This window comes from Enterovibrio paralichthyis (genome assembly GCF_019209835.1).
In the GTDB taxonomy this organism is placed as follows: Bacteria; Pseudomonadota; Gammaproteobacteria; order Enterobacterales; family Vibrionaceae; genus Enterovibrio; species Enterovibrio paralichthyis.
Window position 1 is genome coordinate 39,087 of record NZ_JAHUTS010000027.1, and the last position, 22,462, is coordinate 61,548.

Sequence of the window (22,462 nt, forward strand, 5' to 3'; positions counted from 1 at the left end):
GGTGTTTATGATAATATCGCCGCGTTCCTTTTTCCGTGGAGAAAACAATGAAACTGACTTTGCCTGACTATCAGCAAGCCGATGTTCTGGTTGTTGGTGACGTGATGTTAGACCGCTACTGGTACGGCCCTACCGGACGTATCTCACCGGAAGCGCCGGTGCCGGTCGTGCAAATCAACCAGACTGAAGAACGTCCTGGCGGTGCGGCTAACGTGGCAATGAACATTGCGGCTTTGGGCGGCAAGGCGCGTCTGGTCGGCTTGGTAGGTCAGGATGAGCAGGCGGCAGTGCTGAACAGCAAACTGAGCTCACTGCGAGTGGACTGCGATTTTGTTGGCCTGGCGGATTACCCGACCATCACCAAACTGCGCGTGATGAGCCGTAACCAGCAGCTGATCCGTCTGGACTTCGAAGAAGGCTTCCACAATGTGGATCCTCAGCCAATCCTTGCTCGTATCGAAGCGGCACTGCCAAACACCAAAGCGATGATCCTGTCTGATTACGCGAAGGGTGCGCTGGAAAACGTGCAGCCAATGATCCAGTTGGCACGTCAGGCCGGTGTCGCAACCCTGGTTGACCCTAAAGGTACGGACTTTGAGCGCTACCGCGGTGCAACCCTGCTGACCCCGAACATGACCGAATTTGAAGCGGTTGTGGGTGCGTGTCACTCTGAAGAAGACATTGTTGAACGTGGTCTGGCACTGATTGCCAAGTTTGAATTCGATGCGTTGCTGGTAACCCGCAGCGAAAACGGCATGACATTGCTGCGCCCGGATCATGAACCTCTGAACCTGCCAACACTGGCGAAAGAGGTTTACGATGTGACCGGTGCCGGTGATACCGTGATTTCCGTGCTGGCGGCTTCTCTGGCTGCAGGCAAACCGATTGAAGATGCGTGTGCGCTGGCAAATGCTGCCGCCGGTGTTGTGGTCGGCAAGCTGGGTACATCAACCCTGTCTACCATTGAGCTGACTGAAGCGGTGCATGGCAGTCACCAGTCAGGTTATGGCGTTGTCACTGAAGAGCAGCTGAAAGCTGCTGTACAGATGGCGCAGGCGCGCGGTGAGAAAGTGGTGATGACTAACGGTTGTTTCGACATCCTGCATGCCGGTCACGTGGCTTACTTGAATGAAGCGGCTAAGCTGGGCGATCGCCTGATTGTGGCGGTAAACACTGACGAGTCTGTACGCGGCCTGAAAGGCCCTGGCCGTCCTGTGAACCCAACTGATCGCCGCATGGCGGTGTTGGCGGGTCTGGGCGCGGTTGACTGGGTTGTACCTTTCGGTGAAGAAACCCCTCAGCGTCTTATCAGCGAAGTGTTGCCAAATCTTCTGGTGAAGGGTGGTGATTACAAACCGGAGGAGATTGCCGGTGGTAAGGAAGTTGTTGAAGCGGGCGGTGAAGTGCTGGTACTGAACTTCGAAGACGGTTGCTCAACCACTGAAATTATCAATTCAATCCTGAGTGGCCACAACAAGTAACTGTTCTGGCAGGAAAAGAAAAGGCACCGACACGGTGCCTTTTTTGTTTCTGTTGTCACACCTTATTTTTTCGGTGGCAGCAGGCTGTTGTTGATATCCACAAGATCCTGTTCGTTCAGCGAACCCACCGCCTGGCGCAGTTGCAGTACGTTCAGGATGTAATCGTAACGGGCATCAGACAGGTTACGGTTTGCATCGTACAACTGACGGGTCGCATCCAGTACGTCAACGATAGTACGGGTACCGACTTCAAAACCGGCTTCCGTTGCTTCCAGTGCTGAGCGTTGTGAAACCACGGTTTGCTCATAAGCACGCAAGGAGCCGATGCTGGCGTTGATGTTGTTGTAGAAAGCGCGGACGTCTTTCACTGTGCTGCGGTAAGTGCCTTCCAACTGCTCAGAAGCAGCAACATAGTTGTATTGTGCTTCTTTCACACCGGCATTGATGCTACCACCAGAATACAATGGCATCGCGAAGTTGATACCACCTGTAAGCTGGTTGTTGTCAAAGTCACGGGCAGAGTTGGTTTTGTTGTTCTGGTCAGTGTAACCATAACCTGCATTCAGCGTCAGAGAAGGCAGGTGGTTTGATTCCGCCAGAGAGATACGCTCTTTGGATGCATCACGGGAAATACGCTGGGCCAGCAGGCTCAGGTTGTTTTCTTCCGCTTGTTTTACCAGCGCATCAACCGCTTGTTCTGGGCGGCTGGCAGAAAATGATTTGGTGTTCAGCACATACAGGTCATCATGGGTTTGACCTGTGATTTCGCGCAGTGCTTCGTAGCTGTTAGATACGTTGTTTTCTGACAGGATTTCCTGAGCCAGTACAGAGTCATACTGCGCTTGTGCATCATACACGTCGGTAATGGCCGACAGACCCACTTCAAAACGCTGCTTGGTTTGCTCCAACTGACGACCAACCGCGGCTTTCTCTGCGCGGACAAAAATAAGGTCATCGGTAGCACGCAGCACATTGAAATATGCCTGGGCAACACGCAGGATCAGGCCCTGTTGCTGTGTTGCATACACGGCGTCTGCTTGGCGGGCTGTGATTTCTGCGATGTCGAGATTTACCCAGCTGTTACGGTTGAACAGTTCTTGGCTCAGTGCCACACCTGCTGTCAGCGTATTTGTGTCAGCGATAGCCTGCTCATTGCTGTTACGGGAAAGGTTGTAACCGGCAGAAAGGTTAATTTGAGGTAGCAGCGTACCGCGGGTAGTGCCCACTGATGCGAATGCCGCATCACGTGTTGCAGCTGCTTGCAGAAGTTGCGGGTCACTTTGTTTCGCCTGCTCGTATACCTGAATCAAATCATCAGCAGTTGCCAGGGGAGCTGCAGTGCCCAGCGCAACCCCGATGAAAAGGGGGAGCAATTTTTTCATAGTAGGTAATCCCTGAACGTATCGTTATATGTCAGTGCCAAAGGTGTCCGACCTTAGGGGCTAGCCCTAGTGTAAACCATGGTTGCTTACATGGAACTGACTATGTGATGGTTTATTGAGAAAAATTGATTGTAAAACCAACTGGCCGGTAAAGATATTCAAATAATTCTGCAATCCATACCAAAAAAGTAAAGGTTTATCATTGCAGCCCGCCTTTGCGAGGAATTATCATTTGCCACCCGCTCCCAGACAAAAAGGGATATTGCGTGCCACATAACAAACAACCCACACAATTCGGTCGCGATGACATCCAGATTGAGGCAACAGACGTTGTCTATAATGGTTATTTCAAGATGATAAAATATCGTTTCCGCCACCGCCTTTTCGCAGGTGGATGGAGTGAAGTGATTGATCGTGAACTGTTTGAACGCGGTCATGCGGTGGCGATGCTGCCTTATGATCCGGTGTCTGACAAGGTTGTGCTGGTCGAGCAAATCCGTGTCGGTGCCATGGTAGACAGTGACTCTCCCTGGCAGCTTGAGATCGTTGCCGGGATCATCGACAAAGATGAAACGCCCGAGAAGGTGGCGGTGCGCGAAGCGGAAGAAGAAGCGGGTCTGACGGTGCATGAACTGGCGCCGATGACCAGTTATCTTTCAAGCTCTGGCGGTTGTTCCGAGCGTATTCACCTTTATTTAGGTATTGTTGACGCCGCGCAAGCTGAAGGCATTCACGGCTTGGCCGATGAAGGTGAAGACATATTGGTGCACGTGGTGTCATTTGACCAGGCCATGCAGTGGGTCACCGATGGTAAAATCGAAAACGCGGCCTCTATCATTGCGCTGCAATGGTTGGCGCTGAATAAGCACCGCTGGCATAAATCGTAAGCGAAAGTGGAACGGGGATGTTGAAGCAAGAGTATAAAGTGGATCTCAATGCGCTGATGCGTATGTATGAGACCAACTATGCCAAATTGCTCAGACTGATGCCGCGTGATGACAACGTGGGGGAATCCTGCGTCTATGAAATTCAGGGGCATGAATTCCAGGTAGAGATTGTAGAATCTACCCGTTACACCACTTTGCTCGATATCTGGCAGCGTGGCGATGTGCCTCAATATTTGCGGCCACGGCTCACGGTTCGTATGTACCATGATGCACGGGTGGCTGAAGTGTGTACCACACAGCAGATTTCTCAGATTCGGCCGCGTTATGATTACCCGAATCCGCGCATGCACCAGCGTAATGAAAAACATCAGGTCAACGCATTTCTCGCGGACTGGTTAGCGCATTGCCTTAGAAATGGCATTACAAAACAGAATATAATTTATTAAATTGGCGCGTGGTTACGTGTACTTTTAATCGGGATTTTCAAAACGTTGCGGATTAGTCATCTATCAAGTCACAACAGCCAGACAGTTCGGTTGTTGCAAATTACAGATACACACCTCTTTGCTGATCCCAATGGTTGTTTACTGGGTGTCAACACGGTCGATAGCTTTCGCGCCGTTGTCAGTGAAATCCAGTCGCAGGATGTGAAGTTTGACGCCATCATCGCCACTGGCGATATCTCTCAGGATCATACCCCAGAGTCTTACCAGCGTTTCGTCGACGGCATTGCTGAATGGCCGCAGACTTGTTATTGGCTGCCCGGCAATCATGACTACCAGCCTGAAATGCAAAGCGTACTGGTGAAAAGCACCCTTGAGCGCTGTGAAGTGGTCTTGGTTGGCGAACACTGGCAACTGGTGATGCTCGACAGCCAGGTAAAAGGTGTCCCACATGGCCGCTTGTCTGATGAGCAACTTGCGGTGTTGGATGCGGCACTTTCCAAGCAAGCTGGCAGACATACCTTGGTGTTACTGCACCACCACCCACTGCCTGCGGGCAGTGCTTGGCTGGATCAACATCAATTGCATAACCGCGACGCGTTCTGGGCGGTGCTGGATAAACATACCAATGTGAAAGCCGTGGTGTGTGGCCATATTCATCAGGCGCTGGATACTGAGCACAATGGATGCCGCGTGATGGCAGCGCCGTCAACCTGCATCCAGTTCAAACCGGATTCCGACGATTTCGCATTGGATACCACAACCCCGGGCTGGCGCGAATTTTCCCTGCACCAGGACGGCACCATTTCCACAAAAGTAGGACGACTCCAAGGCACGGAATTTCAGCCGGATATGCACTCAAAAGGCTATTGAACATGCCAACCATGTTGCTCTACATCCATGGTTTTAACAGCTCCCCATTATCGGTAAAAGCGCAGCAGATGCGGGATTGGTGTGAAACTCACCGGCCTGACATTAAAGTGGAAGTTCCCGGCCTCGCCTGTTACCCTGCCCAAGCCGCAGTCCAGCTTGAGACGCTGGTTGAAAAATACCGACGTGACTATCGTATTGGACTGGTGGGCAGCTCACTCGGGGGCTACTTTTCAACCTGGCTCAATGCCCGGTATGGCTTTCGCGCTGTGTTGGTCAATCCCGCGGTCAGGCCCTATGATCTATTAGTGGATTATCTTGGCCCGCAGCAAAACCCGTACACAGGCGAAAAGTACCTGTTAGAGCCACATCATATGGCGGAGCTCAAGGCGCTGGATGTTGGTACCATTTCAAAGCCCGATACCCTTTGGCTTTTGCAGCAGGAAGGGGATGAAGTGCTGGATTACCGACAGGCGGTGGCTAAGTATCTGGGATGCAAACAAACAGTTGAAGCATGCGGCGATCATGCTTTTGTCGGATTCGACAGATACCCCGCTGAAATTATTCAATTCCTGGGACTGTGACCACAACTCACAGAATAACCTCGTTTGCTGTGACATTATTTGACAAGCCAACGGGGCATCACAGACCATGTGACAAATTTTAGAAAGCCATTCATCTATGACAGAGCAAGTTTATAACGCGGGATCCATTGAAGTACTCAATGGTCTTGAGCCGGTGCGTCGTCGCCCGGGCATGTATACAGACACCACCCGTCCAAATCACCTCGGTCAGGAAGTTATCGACAACAGTGTCGACGAGGCATTGGCGGGTCATGCACGCAAAGTGGAAGTCATCCTTCACGCGGATCAGTCGCTGGAAGTTATTGATGACGGCCGCGGTATGCCGGTGGATATCCACCCGGAAGAGGGGGTTTCGGGGGTCGAGCTGATCCTGTGCAAACTTCACGCCGGTGGTAAATTCTCCAATAAAAACTACCAGTTCAGTGGTGGTTTGCACGGTGTGGGTATTTCGGTCGTAAATGCCCTCTCTAACCGTGTTGAAGTCTCGGTAAAACGTGATGGACAGGTGTATGAAATTGCCTTTGAACACGGTGAAAAAGTACAGGAGTTGACCGTTACCGGTACCTGTGGCCGACGCGCCAAAGGCACACGTGTGCACTTCTGGCCTGATGCCAAATACTTTGATTCGCCAAAATTCTCTGTCTCCCGTCTGAAGAATATCCTCAAGGCCAAAGCGGTACTGTGCCCAGGGCTTGAGATTGTCTTTACCGACAAAATCAACAACGAAACCATCACCTGGTGTTACGAAAGCGGCCTGAAAGATTATCTGGTTGAAGGTGTAAAAGGTTACGAGTTGCTGCCGGAAGAGCCGTTTGTCGGCGAATTTAAAGCGCCACAAGAAGCGGCAGACTGGGCGGTGATCTGGCTGCCAGAAGGCGGTGAACTGGTTGCAGAAAGCTACGTTAACTTGATCCCGACCGCGCAGGGCGGTACCCACGTCAACGGTCTGCGTCAGGGGCTTTTGGATGCGATGCGTGAGTTTTGTGAATTCCGCAATCTCCTTCCGCGTGGCGTGAAGCTGACCGCTGATGATATTTGGGATCGCTGCGCCTACGTGCTTTCGGTGAAAATGCAGGATCCACAATTTGCCGGACAGACCAAAGAGCGTCTGTCGTCGCGCCAATGTGCGGCTTTTGTTTCCGGCGTGGTCAAAGATGCGTTCAGCCTTTGGCTGAATGAACGTCCGCAACTGGCGGAGCAACTGGCAGAAGTCTGTATTGCCAACGCTCACCGCCGTATGCGCGCGGCCAAAAAAGTAGTGCGTAAGAAAGTGGCTTCGGGTCCAGCACTGCCGGGCAAGCTGACTGACTGTTCTATGCAGGATTTGGCGCGCACTGAACTCTTCCTGGTGGAAGGTGACTCGGCGGGCGGTTCTGCCAAGCAGGCGCGTGACCGTGAATTCCAGGCTATCATGCCGCTGCGTGGTAAAATCCTGAATACTTGGGAAGTCTCAGCCGATCAGGTGCTGGCATCGCAGGAAGTGCACGATATTTCTGTTGCCCTCGGTATCGACCCGGACAGCGACGATCTCAGCGGCCTGCGTTACGGCAAGGTATGTATCCTCGCCGATGCGGACTCGGACGGTCTGCACATCGCAACTCTGCTGTGCGCCCTGTTTGTGAAACATTTCCGTGCGCTGGTGAAAGCTGGTCACGTCTATGTAGCGATGCCTCCTCTCTACCGTATCGACTGTGGCAAGGAAGTGTTCTACGCCCTGGATGACGAAGAGAAGAAAGGTGTCCTAGAGCGCCTGAGCCAGAAACGCGCGAAAATCGACGTGCAGCGCTTTAAAGGTCTGGGTGAGATGAACCCGCTACAGCTGCGTGAAACCACCATGGATCCGAACACCCGCCGTCTGGTACAGCTCACCATCGATGATCACGAAGAAACCGATCGCATGATGGATATGCTCCTTGGCAAGAAACGTGCTGAAGACCGCCGCCACTGGTTGCAGGAAAAAGGCGACATGGCCGAGCTGACCGAAGTTTAAGCAAGAATTTTAAGATCGGACGTTTTCAATGACTGATATCACTTATGACGGTGTCGAGCAGCTTCCGCTGAGGAAGTTTACCGAGGATGCATACCTCAACTACTCGATGTACGTCATCATGGACCGTGCGCTGCCATTTATCGGCGACGGCCTGAAACCGGTACAACGCCGCATTGTGTACGCAATGTCGGAGCTGGGCCTGTCGGCGACAGCCAAATACAAAAAATCAGCCCGTACCGTGGGTGACGTGCTGGGTAAATACCACCCGCACGGCGACTCTGCGTGTTACGAAGCCATGGTCTTGATGGCGCAGCCTTTCTCTTACCGCTACCCGCTTGTGGACGGTCAAGGTAACTGGGGTGCGCCGGACGATCCGAAATCCTTCGCGGCGATGCGTTATACCGAATCGCGCCTGTCGCGCTTCTCGGAAGTGCTGCTGGCAGAATTGGGACAAGGCACCGTTGACTGGCAGCCAAACTTTGACGGCACCATGAAGGAGCCCAAAGCGCTGCCTGCACGATTGCCACACATCCTGCTGAACGGCGTCACCGGTATCGCAGTGGGTATGGCGACAGACATTCCACCGCACAACGCCCGTGAAATGGCCAATGCGCTGGTGGCACTCATCGATGAGCCGAAGATGGATCTGGATGGCGTGCTTGGGCACGTGAAAGGTCCGGATTATCCGACTGAAGCGGAAATCATTACCCCGCAGGTAGAGCTGAAAAAGCTGTACCGTGAAGGCCGTGGCTCGGTCAAGATGCGTGCTGTCTGGCACAAAGACAACGGTGATATCGTTATTACTGCGCTGCCGCATCAGGTGTCTGGTGCGAAACTGCTGGAGCAGATTGCCAACCAGATGCGTGCGAAGAAGTTGCCGATGGTGGACGATCTGCGTGATGAATCGGATCACGAGAACCCGACCCGTATCGTGATCGTGCCGCGCTCCAACCGCGTGGATTGCGATCAGCTGATGAACCACCTGTTTGCATCAACGGATCTGGAAAAGAGCTACCGCGTTAACCTGAACATGATTGGCCTTGATGGCCGTCCTCAGGTGAAAGGTCTGGTACAGATTCTGTCTGAGTGGCTGGAGTTCCGCCGCGAGACCGTGCGCCGCCGTCTGCAATACCGCCTGGATAAAGTTCTGGCCCGCCTGCACATTCTGGAAGGTTTGTTGGCCGCGTATCTCAACATTGATGAAGTGATTGAGATCATCCGCACCGAAGACGAGCCGAAAAAAGAGCTGATGAGCCGTTTTGGCCTCAGCGAGAAACAGGCTGAAGCGATCCTTGAAATCAAACTGCGCCAGTTGGCGAAGCTGGAAGAGATCAAGATCCGCGGTGAGCAGGATGAGTTGAGCAAAGAGCGTGATCAGCTGGAAAAACTGCTGGGCTCTGAGCGCCGCATGAACACCCTGCTGAAAAAAGAGATCCTAGCTGATGCCGAGAAGTATGGCGACGATCGCCGTTCACCACTGGTTGAGCGCGCGGAAGCGAAAGCCATGACTGAGCGTGATCTGATCCCAAGTGAACCGATCACCGTCGTGCTGTCTGAAAAAGGCTGGATTCGCCATGCCAAAGGCCATGATGTGGATCCAACGACCCTGAGTTACAAATCTGGCGATGGTTACCTTGCCGCCGCCCGCGGTAAGAGCAGCCAGCCTGCGGTGTTTATCGGTACCGATGGCCGCAGCTATGCGCTGGAATCCCACTCATTGCCATCTGCACGCAGCCAGGGTGAGCCTATCACCGGCCGCCTGAATATCACAGCAGGCACTTCTGTACGCCATGTGATGATGGGAGAGAATGAAAATCTGGTGCTGATGGCATCGGATGCCGGTTACGGTTTCGTGTGTAAGCAAGACGATTTGCTGTCGAAAAACCGCAGTGGTAAAGCCTTGCTGAGCCTGCCTCAGGCTGCCGAGGTTATGCCGCCACAGCGCGTATTCGACATCGAAAGCGATGACATCGTGGCGATCACTAACGAAGGCCGTATGCTGGTCTTCCCGGTCAAAGAGCTGCCGCAACTGGGTAAAGGTAAGGGTAATAAGATTATCAATATCCCGTCAGCCCGTGCTAAAGCCCGTGAAGAGCTGCTGGCGCAATTGCTGGTGGTGCCACAGGGGGCAACGCTCACCCTGCATGCCGGCAAGCGCAAGCTGTCCCTGAAGCCAACGGATATCGACAATTTCCGTGGTGAACGTGGCCGCCGTGGCTCCATGCTGCCGCGAGGCTTACAGCGCGTGACTGCGTTTGAGATTGCGACGCCTGACAGCGCAACAGATTCACCGGATACCCCGGTAGAAGAATGATATCCAGCCCTCTCCGGAGGGCTTTTTTCTGTCAGCTCAAGAATGTGTAAAGAAGGTTGATGATTTTTAGTAACGCTTGCGTATACTAGTCGCAACTGATTTTAGCGCACATGTGTACGCTGTAAAATTTACCCAACCGCTCCAGGCAGATAGCCCATTATTTCGCAGCGGTTTGCCGGTTTTAGGAGATTTTGAATGTACTTTATACTGCGACTGTTGGCTGTCGCGCTGTTTGCGATTGTCATGCTCGTTTTCGGTTGTGGTTACTGCCTGTTCAGCCCGAGAAACCCAAAGCACGTTTATACATTCGGCCGCCTGTTTGGCAAATTGTCCCGCCTGTTCGGTATCAAAGTCGACCTGCGCCAGTCTGAAGCATCCAAAGATGTCGGTACCTGCGTTTATATCGCCAACCACCAGAGCAACTGGGACTTGGTCACCGTCTCCAATGCTATCCGTCCGAGGGCAGTGACTGTGGGTAAAAAGAGCCTGGCCTACATCCCGATTTTTGGCACCTTGTACTGGCTGACCGGTAATATCCTGATTGACCGTAACAACCGCAGTAAAGCCATGGGCACCATTGGTCAGGTGATTGATAAAATCAAAGAGCGCAATGTCTCTGTCTGGTTGTTCCCTGAAGGTACCCGTTCACGTGGTCGCGGTCTGCTGCCGTTCAAAACCGGGGCATTCCACGCCGCAATTGGCGCCGGTGTACCGATTGTGCCTATCGTTTGTAGTTCTACCCGTCACTTGAGTGCATCCCGTGGTGACAATGGCCATATCATCGTAGAAGTGATGGATCCGATCTCCACCGAAGGGCTGGGTAAAGATCAGGTACGGGAGCTGGCGCAGCGTTGCCACGATGTGATGGCGGCGAAACTCGCTGAGCTTGACGCTGAAGTGGTCGAACTGAACAAAAAATAATAAACTAGAGTCATAATGAAATCGGAAGGATACGCTGTAGCGTATCCTTTTGTGTTTTCTGGAATCCTGTTTTTGTAAAAGAAGTAAGACAAGTATGCTGAGAGATCAGGTTGTTCTGGTCACGGAGAAGGGTGAGCCCACCGGTCTGGCTGAAAAGATGGCAGCGCACCAACAAGGTCTGCTGCATCTGGCATTTTCTGTGATGATCTACCGTGAAACTGAAAAGGGGCGTGAATACCTGCTCCAGCAACGTGCGTTGGGTAAGTACCACAGCGGCGGGCTCTGGACCAATACCTGCTGCTCGCACCCCATGCAGGGAGAATCTTTTGAAACTGCAGCGGCGCGCCGCCTGAATGAAGAGCTGGGTATTGCTGCGCCACTCCAGTTCGAAATGGGCGAAACATTTTGCTACCGTGCCGAGCTGGACAATAACCTGACCGAGCATGAGCTGGATCAGATCATCGTGTGTAAGGTGGATGACGTTGCCATGACACCGAACCCGGAAGAGGTCATGGGCTGGCGTTGGTGGCCTGAGCAGGAAATGTCATCAACCATGGCGCAATCGCCGGAGTTGTTTACGGCCTGGTTTGGGATGGTGGTCAACCGTATTGAGCGCCAGCTTGCGGCATAAAAAAGTGTGATGCGCAGGTATAAAAAAAGCGACCATCAGGTCGCTTTTTTCGTTTTGTAGCAATTACTTGCGAACAGCAATGGCTTCAATCTCGATGCCAACATCTTTTGGCAGGCGGGCAACTTCCACACAAGAGCGCGCTGGATAGTGCTCTACATTGTGCTCGTCGAAGAACTTGCCATAAACTTCGTTTACGGTACCGAAATCGTTCAGATCTTTTACGAATACGGTCATTTTCACGATATCGCTGACAGTCAGGCCTGAAGCTTCAACCACCGCTTTTACGTTTTCCAGAGACTGGCGCGCTTGCACGGCGATATCAGCAGACACTTCGCCCGTTACCGGGTTCACTGGGATCTGGCCCGAAGTCAGTACCATGTTGCCCAGATCAACGCCCTGAATGTATGGGCCGATAGCTGCTGGAGCATGTTCTGTGTGAAGCACTTTAGTCATTTACCTTTCCTTAATCTAAACAGTAGCGACAAAAGGGATGGCGCTTAGTCTGCACTGCGTCGGCGCCAGCGTAAACCCAAGACGTCACATTTTACTCGTCTTTTGGTACTTTCCGCGCTTCATGGGCAAGAAAAAGCCGGCATCTCAGCCGGCTCTTTGAAACACGTCGAAAGTGTTTATCAGTGACTTTCAGTCATGATCTCTCGAGAGAAGACTTTCTCGCAGTATTTGCACTTGAGGTGCACATCGTCTGCCTTTTCAATCACGTTGAAGCTGCTCTCTACCGCTTTCTCATCGTGGGTGATGCAGTTGGTGTTGGGGCAACGGAATACGCCCTGAATGCTTTTTGGCAGCGTCAGCGGCAGTTTGGCAACAACCTGGTAGTTTTCAATTTGGTTGACGGTTGCTTTGGGCGCGTAAAGTGCCAGTTGTTGCGCCTGCTCTTCAGTCACGAAGATGTTTTCGATTTTGATCAGATCCTTGGCGCCCAGCGCAGAAGAAGGCAGGTTTAGGCCGACTGTCACACGCTCGTTGGTTTTATGCAGCTTGAACAGCTTCATGACCTTGAAACCGACATTGGCAGGGATGTGGTCGATAACGGTACCGTTTTTGATCGCTTCAACCTGAAGTTTGTGTTCTTTAACCATGATAATGCTCCTGCCTTAAATGCTGCCGTTGATAACCAGTGCCAGTAGTGCCTGACGCGCATAGACGCCGTTTTCTGCCTGCTGGAAGTAGTAGGCGTACGGGGTTTTATCGACGGCAACGGTGATTTCATCCACACGTGGCAGCGGGTGCAGCACTTTCAGGTTGTCGCGTGCTTCCGCCAGTTGCGGGGTATCCAGGATGAACGCTGATTTGATGTGCTGGTATTCTGACTCGTCCAGACGCTCTTTCTGTACGCGGGTCATGTAAAGAATATCCAGCTCAGGGATCACTTCTTCAATGCTGCTGTGCAGACTGTAGTTGATGCCCTGTTGCTCCAGCTCTTCGAGGATGTAGTCCGGCATTGCCAGTGCATCCGGCGCGATAAAGTAGAAGCGGTTGTTGTTGAATTTTGACAGCGCCTGGGTCAGGGAGTGTACAGTACGGCCATATTTCAGGTCGCCGACCATGGCAATATTCAGGTTGTCCAGACGGCCCTGGGTTTCGAAGATGCTGAACAGGTCGAGCAAGGTCTGGGATGGGTGTTGGTTAGCACCATCACCGCCGTTAATCACAGGCACGCCCTTAGAGAATTCAGATGCCAGACGCGCAGCACCTTCTTTCGGGTGGCGCATCACAAAGGCATCGACGTAGGAAGAGATCACCTGCACCGAGTCAGACAAGGTTTCGCCCTTTTTACCTGAAGAGGTGTTACCGCCATCCGGGAAGCCGATCACTGTGCCGCCAAGACGCTGCACTGCGGTTTCAAACGATAGTCGGGTGCGGGTAGATGCTTCAAAAAAGCAGCTCGCAACCACTTTGTTTTTCAGGATAGTGGGGTTGGGTTCGGCTTTCAGCTTGCCGGCGGTGTCGACAATCAGTTCCAGTTCTTCGCGGGACAACTCCGGGATGGAGATAATGTGTTTGTTGTACAGCGAGGTCGCCATGTCTTCTCTTCCCTTAACAGATTCCCTGTGCAGTCGTGGTAGCTCGCCCACGTTGCGACAGTGGTGAATGGTGAATTTCGGCCAAAAAAAAGCCTCCCGATCAGGAGGCTTTTCTTCTAATTCCTTTAAAAACGAAAAATGGTGCCAATGCCGCGATTCGGCAGGTTTTAGCAGCAGATTGTGGCGCTAAATGTGGCATTCCGGTTCGTTTTTTTGACAAATTGCGAAGGATTATACGCCCATTTTTCAGGGGTGCAACCCGGCAATTTGTGCGCTCAGTTGCCTAGCGTTGCCACCATCACCGCTTTAATGGTGTGCATGCGGTTTTCTGCTTCATCAAAAACGATGGAAAAATCAGACTCAAACACTTCTTCGGTCACTTCCAGACCTTTCATGCCGTATTTTTCTGCCACTTCCGCACCGATGGTGGTTTCATCATTGTGGAAGGCCGGTAGACAATGCATGAATTTGACCTTTGGGTTGCCGGTGGCTTTCACCACATCCATGTTGACCTGATAAGGCTTCATCATGGCAACACGCTCATCCCATGCATCTTTGGCTTCACCCATGGAAACCCACACGTCGGTATACAGGAAATCACAGCCTTGGACGCCTTCCTGAACATTCTCGGTCAGGGTGATTTGTGCACCGGTTTGGGCGGCAATGGCTTGGCATTGCTCAACCAGTGACTCTTCTGGCCAGAACTGCTTTGGCGCGACCAAGCGGATATCCATACCCATTTTGGCTGCGCCGACCATCAGGGAATTGCCCATGTTGTTGCGCGCATCCCCCAGGAATGCAAATGAGATGTCACTGAGCGCCTTGCCACCGCCATGCTCCTGCATAGTGAGGAAATCCGCCAGGATTTGGGTAGGGTGGAACTCGTCTGTCAGGCCATTCCAGACCGGTACCCCCGCATACTGACCCAGCTCTTCCACGATGGACTGGCCGAAACCGCGGTATTGGATACCGTCATACATGCGGCCGAGTACACGGGCAGTGTCTTTCATCGACTCTTTATGACCGATCTGTGAACCGGAAGGGCCGATGTAAGAAACCTGCGCACCCTGATCAAATGCCGCCACTTCAAAGGCGCAGCGGGTACGGGTTGAGGCTTTCTCAAAGATCAGTGCAATGTTTTTCCCTTTCAGGCGTTGCTGCTCATAGCCGCCGTACTTGGCTTTTTTCAGGTCGGCAGAAAGCTCAAGCAGGTGCTGAATTTCCTGTGGGGTGAAATCGAGCAGTTTCAGAAAGTTCCGGTTACGCAGATTAAATGCCATGGTGAGGTCCCTTTCAACATCTTGATGTATCTCTTTATGGTATGTGGCTACCACTTTGATAGTAATCACGATATTGACCTATATTTGACTATTAATGCAACCCTTGTGAATAAATAATTATTATTGGCGATTTGTCCGTCACAATAAAAAGGCCACCGCCGAAGCGGTGGCCTTATTGCTATGGTAGTTGTATAGGAGGGTTAACCTAGAGGCCTTCCCGCTCGATCGGACAGCTCATGCAGCGTGCACCGCCGCGTCCCCGGCCCAGCTGATCGCCGGGGATAGGGAGCACGGTAATGCCGGCTTTGTCGTATTTCTCATTGGTGTAAACGTTGCCTTCGTAGCCAATGACCACACCCGGACGGACGGTAAGCACGTTATTGGCATCATTCCACTGCTCACGCTCAGCTTCAAAGCTGTCACCGCCGGTCGTGATGATATTGAGCTGTGGCAGTTCCAGTGCCTTCTCAATGGCGTTCAGGAAGTAGTCGGCTTCTTTGACTTCAACGTCACCATTGCCCTTATTGATCAGACGCCAGCTTTGCAGATCTTTGCGCATCACCTGCGGATAGACTGAGAAGGTGTCGATATCCATGTGGGTCATGACAGTATCCAGATGCATGCAGGAGCGGTGTTTTGGCAGGTTAATCGCTATCACCTCTTTGGCCTGACCGTGGGCGAACAGGCTGCGAGCCAGCGCTTCCACGCCCTGTGGGGTGGTGCGTTCAGACATTCCGACCAACACTGCTCCATTGCCAATCACCAGCACATCACCGCCTTCGACCATGGCATTGTCGTAGTCACGTTGCTCGGCGCCGAGATAGGTAATGAAGTCCTGTCCTGCGAACAGCGGGTGCCAGCGGTAAATTGCACGCAGATGATTGGTTTCGCGCTGACGTGCAGGCATCGCCATTGGGTTTAGCGATACGCCACCGTAGACCCAGCAGGAGGTATCGCGGGTGAATAGGTGGTTGGGCAGGGGGTCAATGATAAAGTCTGTGCGCTCATGCATTGCCTGCATCATTGAGGCTGAGTGGTGCGGGAAGTCAATGTAGCTCAGGCCTCCCAACAGGATATGCGCTAACTCATCATCACTGAGGGTGCTCAGATAATGCCGCACATCTTCTGCAAACTGGTGGCCGAGGCGGTAATCGCCAACCTGGGTATTGAGCAGCCACTGTTTGGCTTCGGGCACGGCCAGCGTTTCAGCCAGCAGATCGTGCAGCAGCAGAACTTCTACATCCTGATCTCGCAGGGTTTGTACGAATTGGTCGTGCTCTTCACCGGCACGCTCTACGGCCAGCACGTCATCAAACAACAGATCCTTATAGTTTGATGGCGTAAGGTGGTTCAATGCACGCTCAGGGCGATGCAGCATCACCCGTTTTAGTTGGCCGACTTCAGATCCCACATATAACTGACTCATGATCGTTTCTCTCTTGAATTTTTATTAATCCCCAACCGGTTTGTTGCTCTCTGCGCGGACGCACAAAGATGCAATGTCTTAATGCATGTTCACAGCAGAAACGGTGGGGGAAATGGAGATAAAGCGACAGAATTCTGTGACTGTGGCGCCTGATAGCAAAGACGCCTGAAAACCCGTCGTAAATCCATTTATCCTGTTTGGACACCTAAGCCTTGTCTGCAGGTATACAGCGGCTGTTTCGGTATGTCCTCACATCCATAAGTGCGTATCTATGCGAAATAAATGCACACTATTCCATAATTCAGGGTTTTTATGGCGCAAGATTGGGTGATTTAAACTATATCCAGCATCATGTGTTGTTACATCCCTGTTCTCAAATAATGACAACCTTGTTCGTTTAGGTCAATTTTACTTTTGATTAACATGTGCTGTGGCGGTGAATTTAGCATGGCAAACCGCTGCAATCCGTGCCATAGTGCCCCCGTTAATTCGAGTCTGGAGCTTACAGATGTCTTACGCCGACATTATTGAAGAACAAAAAGCGGAAACCCGTGAAATCATTGCTGCGTTGCTGGAAGACGGCAGCGATCCTGATGCGCTTTACACCATTGAACACCACCTGTCAGCGGACAGCTTTGCGGAGCTGGAAGGCGCAGCGGTTGATGCGTTCAAAATGGGCTTTGAAGTGCTGGAAGCAGAAGAGCTGGAGCTGGAAAATGGCGGCACAGTGATCTGTTTTGATGCAGTGATGGAATCTGCGCTGGATGCGGATCGCATCGACGAGCAGGTGGAAAAACTGGTCGCGTTGGCTGAAAAGCACAAGATCGATTACGACGGCTGGGGCACCTACTTTGAATCGGATGAAGAAGACGCCGAAGAAGAAGGTGAGCTGGAAGAAGACGATTAATCGTTGTCTACAGAATTGAGAAAGCCGGAGCATGCTCCGGCTTTTTTGTACCCCGGGATCTGGATAAGCCGCAGGGTCGCTTACAATCAGAGCCTTTTCAGCATGGCTACTTCACAATCCGTGTGGCCGGTATCACCAAGTGGTTTATCCATATGTTCAAATCCGATGGATTCATACAGCCGGATTGCCTCTTTCAAACAGGCGGTGGTTTCGAGATAACATGCGGTAAATCCTTGCTCACGGGCAAACTTCATTGCCTTTGCTGCCAGCCTCCGTGCAAATCCCCGGCCACGCAGTTCCGGGCGGAAATACATTTTCTGAAGCTCACACACACCTTCTTCACCCGCTAAAGGCGCAACACCGCCGCCGCCCAGAATTTTCCCATGCTGCTCTATTACCCAGTACGCAGCATTGCTGGCTTTGTAATTTTCGCTGAGGGTATCGAGGGTAGGGTCTGCAACACTGAACCCTTTGTCTGCGGTCAGGCCATATTCGGCAGAGACTTTGCGAATCACCGCGGCAATGGCGGCGTTATCTGCCGGTTCCAACCTGCGCAGGGTAAAGCCTTCTTGCTTGTCGCTCTGTTCCATAGCGCGGTTATAACGGTGCAAGGAGGTCGCTAGTAGCTCAATTTCATCCGTGTCGAGCTGTTCCAGATACAGGGCGATCTGTTGGTTTATCCCGCAGTGGTGTTCGTTCAAGCGCGCTTTTCCTGCCTCTGACAGGGCATAACGAGGTTGGTTGGTCGCCGGGTCGATTTGCGACATCACGCTGTCATTGTTGATCAGGATAGCAAGGGTCCGGTTAGCATTGGTGACATCAATATTGAGTTTTCTGGCCAGCTCTTCAGCGCCCATGGTTTGCTGCTCCAGCTCAATCAGGACATGGCACTGCACGGTGGTTAGCCCGGCATTGCCGTAGATATTGTCGAGCAGGCCGCGGTGGCGGAGGAGTTGTCTGACTAATTGCCGGATCTCTACAGGTCCCGTCTTCATGGTTTACATCCTTGCTTGGAAAGAATTGCTGGCGCTAAAAATCAGGTCGATTTTCAAGGAAATATAAGGGGAGTTGAGGGAGATTGAAAGTAAAGAGGGAAAACTAAAGCCGGGCACTGGTGAATGCCCGGCTGAATAAGCCGGATGATTTATGCCTTTGCAGCATGATGATGGTGGCACTGCATTAACTGGAAACGCTCTTTGTTCTGCCATACGCGTTCATGGAAGTAATACGCCATGGTATTGATGCTTGGTTCAATCATCGCCATTACGCTACCCACCAGAATATCGCCGGTCAGCAGGTAAGCCACACCAAAGGCAACTGAGAAGTGCACGGTGGCAAAGCTGGCGGTTTTACGGCCCGGGTGATTCATTCCCAAACGTTTCAGTAATGGTGTTTGCCAAGCTTTTTCATGGAAGTAGAAAGCCACGGTGTTGACCATCGGTTCTACCATGGCAATCAAGCTACCCAGCAGAATGTCACCTGTCAGCACGTAAGCAACGGTAAACGCAACGGTAAAATGGATGCCTGCAAAACTGATGGTCTTTTTCATAACGGTTCCCTCATTCGGTTATGAATTCATTATTGCAAATAATTCTTATTTGTAAATGCGGATTCAGTAAATCATTTTGATAGGTGAAAACTATTAATTGGCCGAGTAAGGGAAAATAAAAAGGCCGACAGTTTCCTGTCGGCCTTTTCGTCTTTACGGATGTCTGAAATTACAGTGCAGCGATCGTCGCTTTTTGCTCTTCCAGTTTGGTCAGCGCTTCCGCGTAACCGTCCAGTTTTGCGCGTTCTGCAGCAACAACTGCTTCCGGAGCTTTCGCTACGAAGCCTTGGTTGTTCAGCTTGCCTTCGATGCGTTTGATTTCACCTTGGGTTTTGGCGATCTCTTTGTCCAGACGAGCCAGCTCAGCGTCTTTGTCAATCAGACCCGCCATTGGGATCATCAGGGTAGACTTGCCAACCAGTGCAGTTGCACATGCCGGGGTTTCTTCGCCAGCTGCCAGAATACGGATGTCTTCCAGTTTCGCCAGAGACATCAGAACCTGCTTGCTCGCTTCAACACGTGCAGCGTCTTTCTCGTCAGCTGCTTTCAGCATGACGTCCATCGGCTTGCTTGGCGCGATGTCGTATTCTGCACGCAGGTTACGGATTGAAGTGATGAAAGATTTCACCCACTCAATGTCCGCCAGTGCGTCTGCATCGAATTGTGCTTCATCGTACTGAGGCAAAGCCTGCAGCATGATGGTGTCGCCTTCCACGCCGTTTACCAGTGGCTTCACGCTCTGCCAGATAGATTCGGTGATGTAAGGAACAACCGGGTGCGCCAGACGCAGGGTCTTCTCAAGCACGGTGATCAGCGTGTGACGGGTCGCGCGCTGTTGTGCTTCAGTGCCTTTCCACAGAACTGGCTTAGTCAGCTCCAGGTACCAGTCACAGAATTGGTTCCAGATGAATTCATACAGGGTGTTCGATGCCATATCCAGACGGAAATTCTCGATGTGCGCATTGAACTCTTTCGCTGCCAGCTGGAACTGGGATTCGATCCACTTGTCCGCCAGTGAGAATTCCATCTCACCACCGTTCATGCCGCAATCCTGATCTTCTGCGTTCATCAGCACGTAACGGCTTGCGTTCCACAGCTTGTTACAGAAGTTGCGGTAACCCTCAAGACGCTTCATGTCCCAGTTGATATCACGGCCGGTTGAAGCCATGGCAGCCAGGGTGAAACGCAGGGCGTCGGTACCGTAGGCTTCGATACCGTTTTCGAACGTCTTACGGGTGTTTTTCTCGATCTTCGCCGCCAGTTGTGGCTGCATCATGTTACCGGTACGTTTTTCTACCAGTGACTCCAGATCAATACCGTCGATCATGTCGATTGGGTCAAGCACGTTACCTTTAGACTTCGACATCTTGTCGCCGTTTTCGTCACGGATAAGGCCAGTCACGTAAACAGTCTTGAACGGTACCTGTGGTTTGCCGTCTTCATCTTTCATGAAGTGCATGGTCATCATGATCATGCGCGCAACCCAGAAGAAGATGATGTCGAAACCGGTCACCAGCACGTCAGTCGGGTGGAAGGTTTTCAGCTCAGGGGTTTCTGCAGGCCAGCCCAGAGTACCGAAGGTCCACAGCGCAGATGAGAACCAGGTATCCAGTACGTCATCGTCCTGGCGCAGAACGACAACCGGTGCCAAACCGTTCTTCTCACGCACTTCTTCTTCGTTGCGGCCAACGTAGACGTTGCCGTCGTTGTCGTACCATGCTGGAATGCGGTGGCCCCACCACAGCTGACGGGAGATACACCAGTCCTGAATGTCACGCATCCAAGAGAAGTACATGTTTTCGTATTGTTTAGGCACGAACTGGATGTCGCCGTTTTCTACCGCTTCAACCGCAGGCTGTGCCAGGGTCGCAGTGCGAACGTACCATTGGTCAGTCAGCATTGGCTCGATAACCACGCCACCACGGTCGCCGTAAGGGACGGTCAGGTCGTGATCTTTGATTTCGTCCAGCAGACCCAGTTCGTCGAACTCAGCCACGATCGCTTTACGCGCAGCAAAACGCTCCATGCCACGGTATTTCTCTGGCAGGTCAGTGCTGTAAACATCGCTTGCTTCACCGTTAGTGTTAAACACTTCGGCTGCATCACGGATGTCCGCGTTGAACGTCAGGATGTTGATCATCGGCAGCTGGTGGCGCTTGCCCACTTCGTAGTCGTTGAAGTCGTGCGCAGGGGTGATCTTCACACAACCTGTGCCTTTCTCCATATCTGCGTGTTCGTCGCCCACGATTGGAATACGGCGGTCAACGATTGGCAGGATGATCTCTTTACCGATCAGATCTTTGTAACGTGGATCTTCAGGGTTTACTGCAACACCGGTGTCGCCCAGCATGGTTTCCGGACGGGTAGTCGCTACCACGATGTAGTCTTTACCGTCCGCAGTTTTCACGCCGTCAGCCAGTGGGTAGCGGAAGTGCCACATGTGGCCTTTCACGTCTTTGTTTTCTACTTCCAGATCAGAAATAGCCGTGTGCAGTTTCGGGTCCCAGTTAACCAGACGCTTGCCACGGTAGATCAGGTCGTCTTCGTACAGGCGTACAAACACTTCCTGAACCGCTGCGTAGAAGCCGTCATCCATGGTGAAGCGCTCACGATCCCAGTCTACAGACGCACCCAGACGGCGCAGCTGCTTGGTGATCGTGCCACCGGATTCGCCTTTCCATTCCCAGATCTTGTCGATGAAAGCGTCACGGCCGTAATCGTGCTTGGTTTTGCCTTCTTCTGCCGCGATCTTGCGCTCTACAACCATTTGGGTCGCGATACCGGCGTGGTCAGTACCGACCTGCCACAGGGTGTTTTTGCCCTTCATACGCTCACAGCGGATCAGGGTATCCATGATGGTATCCTGGAACGCGTGGCCCATGTGCAGGCTGCCAGTGACGTTGGGTGGTGGGATCATGATGCTGTAAGCAGCTTTAGATGTGTCACCGTGAGGCTTGAAGTAGCCAGCCTCTTCCCAGCGCTGGTACAGCGCCTTTTCAATTGATGTTGGGTTGTATGTCTTTTCCATAGCGCTCTTGATGGACTGATTTAATAGGACATTTCTTCAATGGCGAGGGTGCGCATCTGGCGCCCCGCCATGCGGTATATTTTGTAGCGTTCCCGAGCCTGTTGCTTGAGAGCTTCATCGCAAGGCACGAAGTCTACCACTTGTGCAAAGGAAGGCGCAAAAGTTGCTGCTTCTTGCGCCAAATTTATCAGCACATTCCGGTGGCCGGAATGGCGTACACCCGGCCAGCCGATTTCAACTTGCGCACCGCCTCTTGGCCCTTCACCCACCAGATTGTGGGGAACAAAGGCATCGGACGATTGCTGCCACAGCATTTCGTCGATAGCTTCTGCCTGCGGTTTGTCGCCGGCATTGATAAATACCTTCATGCCTTGCTGGCAAAAAAGGGCAGATAGTTGACACGTTTTTTCCACCATACGTAATGACGCATCGTTGTGTGATTCGTCCAGTAAGTAGAAGGTGGCCATGCCGTTCATTGGTTGTTCCTTTTTTGCCTAGCGCAGCGGTATTAACGCGGCGGTATTTTGTTCGGCTCAGTGTGCGTGGTGTTGCCCATTGAGGCAACTAAAAATGCAAGCAACAAAAAAGGAGGCCGAGGCCTAATGCCGATCAGTTAAGAGATAAATGATCGGTTGAACGATCCAACAGATGGCTTATAAAGGCTCTAAGTCCCCATACTTAGAGCCTTTTATTTTGCAATTGACCACAGCCCTTACCCTCGCGA

The 22,462-nt window shown here is 52.2% G+C and carries 20 protein-coding genes; 10 read left to right on the plus strand and 10 right to left on the minus strand.

All coding sequences use genetic code 11. From position 1 onward, the window contains the following. Nucleotides 1-47: 47 nt before the first annotated feature. Nucleotides 48-1,481: a bifunctional D-glycero-beta-D-manno-heptose-7-phosphate kinase/D-glycero-beta-D-manno-heptose 1-phosphate adenylyltransferase HldE gene (gene hldE, locus KU854_RS21210; RefSeq protein ID WP_218360323.1), complete on the plus strand. Its 1,434-nt coding sequence runs from the start codon at nucleotides 48-50 to the stop codon at nucleotides 1,479-1,481. A 62-nt stretch (nucleotides 1,482-1,543) separates the two neighbouring features. Here the strand turns inward: hldE and tolC are convergent, their stop codons facing one another. Further along, nucleotides 1,544-2,863: an outer membrane channel protein TolC gene (tolC, locus tag KU854_RS21215; RefSeq protein WP_054780219.1), complete on the minus strand. Its 1,320-nt coding sequence runs from the start codon at nucleotides 2,861-2,863 to the stop codon at nucleotides 1,544-1,546. Between the two features lie 266 nt (nucleotides 2,864-3,129). Here tolC and nudF point away from each other — a divergent pair, with 266 nt between their 5' ends. The 8 genes from nudF to idi all read left to right on the plus strand — a co-directional run bounded on the left by nudF (nucleotide 3,130) and on the right by idi (nucleotide 11,503). Continuing rightward, the gene (gene nudF, locus KU854_RS21220) at nucleotides 3,130-3,750 is read left to right on the plus strand and encodes an ADP-ribose diphosphatase (RefSeq protein WP_218360324.1); all 621 of its coding nucleotides are present in this window, start codon (nucleotides 3,130-3,132) and stop codon (nucleotides 3,748-3,750) included. Between the two features lie 17 nt (nucleotides 3,751-3,767). Beyond that, nucleotides 3,768-4,196, plus strand: a complete 429-nt coding sequence (locus tag KU854_RS21225) for a DUF1249 family protein (RefSeq protein WP_218360325.1) — start codon at nucleotides 3,768-3,770, stop codon at nucleotides 4,194-4,196. 45 nt (nucleotides 4,197-4,241) lie between these two features. Then, entirely contained in the window at nucleotides 4,242-5,066 is an 825-nt protein-coding gene (gene cpdA / locus KU854_RS21230; RefSeq protein ID WP_218360326.1) for a 3',5'-cyclic-AMP phosphodiesterase, read from the plus strand. Nucleotides 5,067-5,068: 2 nt separating this feature from the next. Then, a complete protein-coding gene (gene yqiA, locus KU854_RS21235) occupies nucleotides 5,069-5,647 on the plus strand; it encodes an esterase YqiA (protein WP_218360327.1) in 579 nt (192 codons plus the stop codon). A gap of 97 nt (nucleotides 5,648-5,744) precedes the next feature. Then, nucleotides 5,745-7,637 (plus strand): DNA topoisomerase IV subunit B, encoded by a 1,893-nt coding sequence (parE, locus tag KU854_RS21240; protein WP_218360328.1) that lies wholly within the window; start codon nucleotides 5,745-5,747, stop codon nucleotides 7,635-7,637. 28 nt (nucleotides 7,638-7,665) lie between these two features. Then, on the plus strand, nucleotides 7,666-9,951 hold the full coding sequence (gene parC, locus KU854_RS21245; protein WP_218360329.1) for a DNA topoisomerase IV subunit A: 2,286 nt from the start codon (nucleotides 7,666-7,668) through the stop codon (nucleotides 9,949-9,951). Nucleotides 9,952-10,146: 195 nt separating this feature from the next. After that, nucleotides 10,147-10,872, plus strand: a complete 726-nt coding sequence (locus tag KU854_RS21250) for a 1-acylglycerol-3-phosphate O-acyltransferase (protein ID WP_218360330.1) — start codon at nucleotides 10,147-10,149, stop codon at nucleotides 10,870-10,872. A gap of 94 nt (nucleotides 10,873-10,966) precedes the next feature. Next, the gene (gene idi / locus KU854_RS21255; protein ID WP_218360331.1) at nucleotides 10,967-11,503 is read left to right on the plus strand and encodes an isopentenyl-diphosphate Delta-isomerase; all 537 of its coding nucleotides are present in this window, start codon (nucleotides 10,967-10,969) and stop codon (nucleotides 11,501-11,503) included. A gap of 63 nt (nucleotides 11,504-11,566) precedes the next feature. Here the strand turns inward: idi and KU854_RS21260 are convergent, their stop codons facing one another. The 5 genes from KU854_RS21260 to arcA all read right to left on the minus strand — a co-directional run bounded on the left by KU854_RS21260 (nucleotide 11,567) and on the right by arcA (nucleotide 16,254). Next, nucleotides 11,567-11,956: a RidA family protein gene (locus KU854_RS21260; RefSeq protein WP_218360332.1), complete on the minus strand. Its 390-nt coding sequence runs from the start codon at nucleotides 11,954-11,956 to the stop codon at nucleotides 11,567-11,569. 179 nt (nucleotides 11,957-12,135) lie between these two features. Further along, nucleotides 12,136-12,603 (minus strand): aspartate carbamoyltransferase regulatory subunit, encoded by a 468-nt coding sequence (gene pyrI, locus KU854_RS21265; protein WP_054780227.1) that lies wholly within the window; start codon nucleotides 12,601-12,603, stop codon nucleotides 12,136-12,138. A gap of 15 nt (nucleotides 12,604-12,618) precedes the next feature. Continuing rightward, nucleotides 12,619-13,548: an aspartate carbamoyltransferase gene (gene pyrB, locus KU854_RS21270; RefSeq protein WP_218360333.1), complete on the minus strand. Its 930-nt coding sequence runs from the start codon at nucleotides 13,546-13,548 to the stop codon at nucleotides 12,619-12,621. Nucleotides 13,549-13,823: 275 nt separating this feature from the next. Further along, on the minus strand, nucleotides 13,824-14,828 hold the full coding sequence (argF, locus tag KU854_RS21275) for an ornithine carbamoyltransferase (protein ID WP_218360334.1): 1,005 nt from the start codon (nucleotides 14,826-14,828) through the stop codon (nucleotides 13,824-13,826). A gap of 205 nt (nucleotides 14,829-15,033) precedes the next feature. Next, a complete protein-coding gene (gene arcA, locus KU854_RS21280) occupies nucleotides 15,034-16,254 on the minus strand; it encodes an arginine deiminase (protein WP_218360335.1) in 1,221 nt (406 codons plus the stop codon). Nucleotides 16,255-16,762: 508 nt separating this feature from the next. Between arcA and rraB the strand changes: the two genes are divergently transcribed. After that, nucleotides 16,763-17,161: a ribonuclease E inhibitor RraB gene (gene rraB / locus KU854_RS21285; RefSeq protein WP_218360336.1), complete on the plus strand. Its 399-nt coding sequence runs from the start codon at nucleotides 16,763-16,765 to the stop codon at nucleotides 17,159-17,161. 86 nt (nucleotides 17,162-17,247) lie between these two features. On the opposite strand, the gene KU854_RS21290 is transcribed toward rraB, so the two are convergent. The 4 genes from KU854_RS21290 to KU854_RS21305 all read right to left on the minus strand — a co-directional run bounded on the left by KU854_RS21290 (nucleotide 17,248) and on the right by KU854_RS21305 (nucleotide 22,214). Beyond that, nucleotides 17,248-18,156 carry a bifunctional helix-turn-helix transcriptional regulator/GNAT family N-acetyltransferase gene (locus KU854_RS21290; protein WP_218360337.1) on the minus strand — a complete coding sequence of 303 codons (909 nt, stop codon included), beginning with the start codon at nucleotides 18,154-18,156 and terminating at the stop codon, nucleotides 17,248-17,250. Nucleotides 18,157-18,305: 149 nt separating this feature from the next. Further along, on the minus strand, nucleotides 18,306-18,710 hold the full coding sequence (locus KU854_RS21295) for a DUF2061 domain-containing protein (RefSeq protein WP_218360338.1): 405 nt from the start codon (nucleotides 18,708-18,710) through the stop codon (nucleotides 18,306-18,308). A gap of 169 nt (nucleotides 18,711-18,879) precedes the next feature. Further along, a complete protein-coding gene (locus KU854_RS21300) occupies nucleotides 18,880-21,738 on the minus strand; it encodes a valine--tRNA ligase (RefSeq protein ID WP_218360339.1) in 2,859 nt (952 codons plus the stop codon). A gap of 20 nt (nucleotides 21,739-21,758) precedes the next feature. Next, a complete protein-coding gene (locus KU854_RS21305; protein WP_218360340.1) occupies nucleotides 21,759-22,214 on the minus strand; it encodes a DNA polymerase III subunit chi in 456 nt (151 codons plus the stop codon). Between the last annotated feature and the right edge of the window lie 248 nt (nucleotides 22,215-22,462).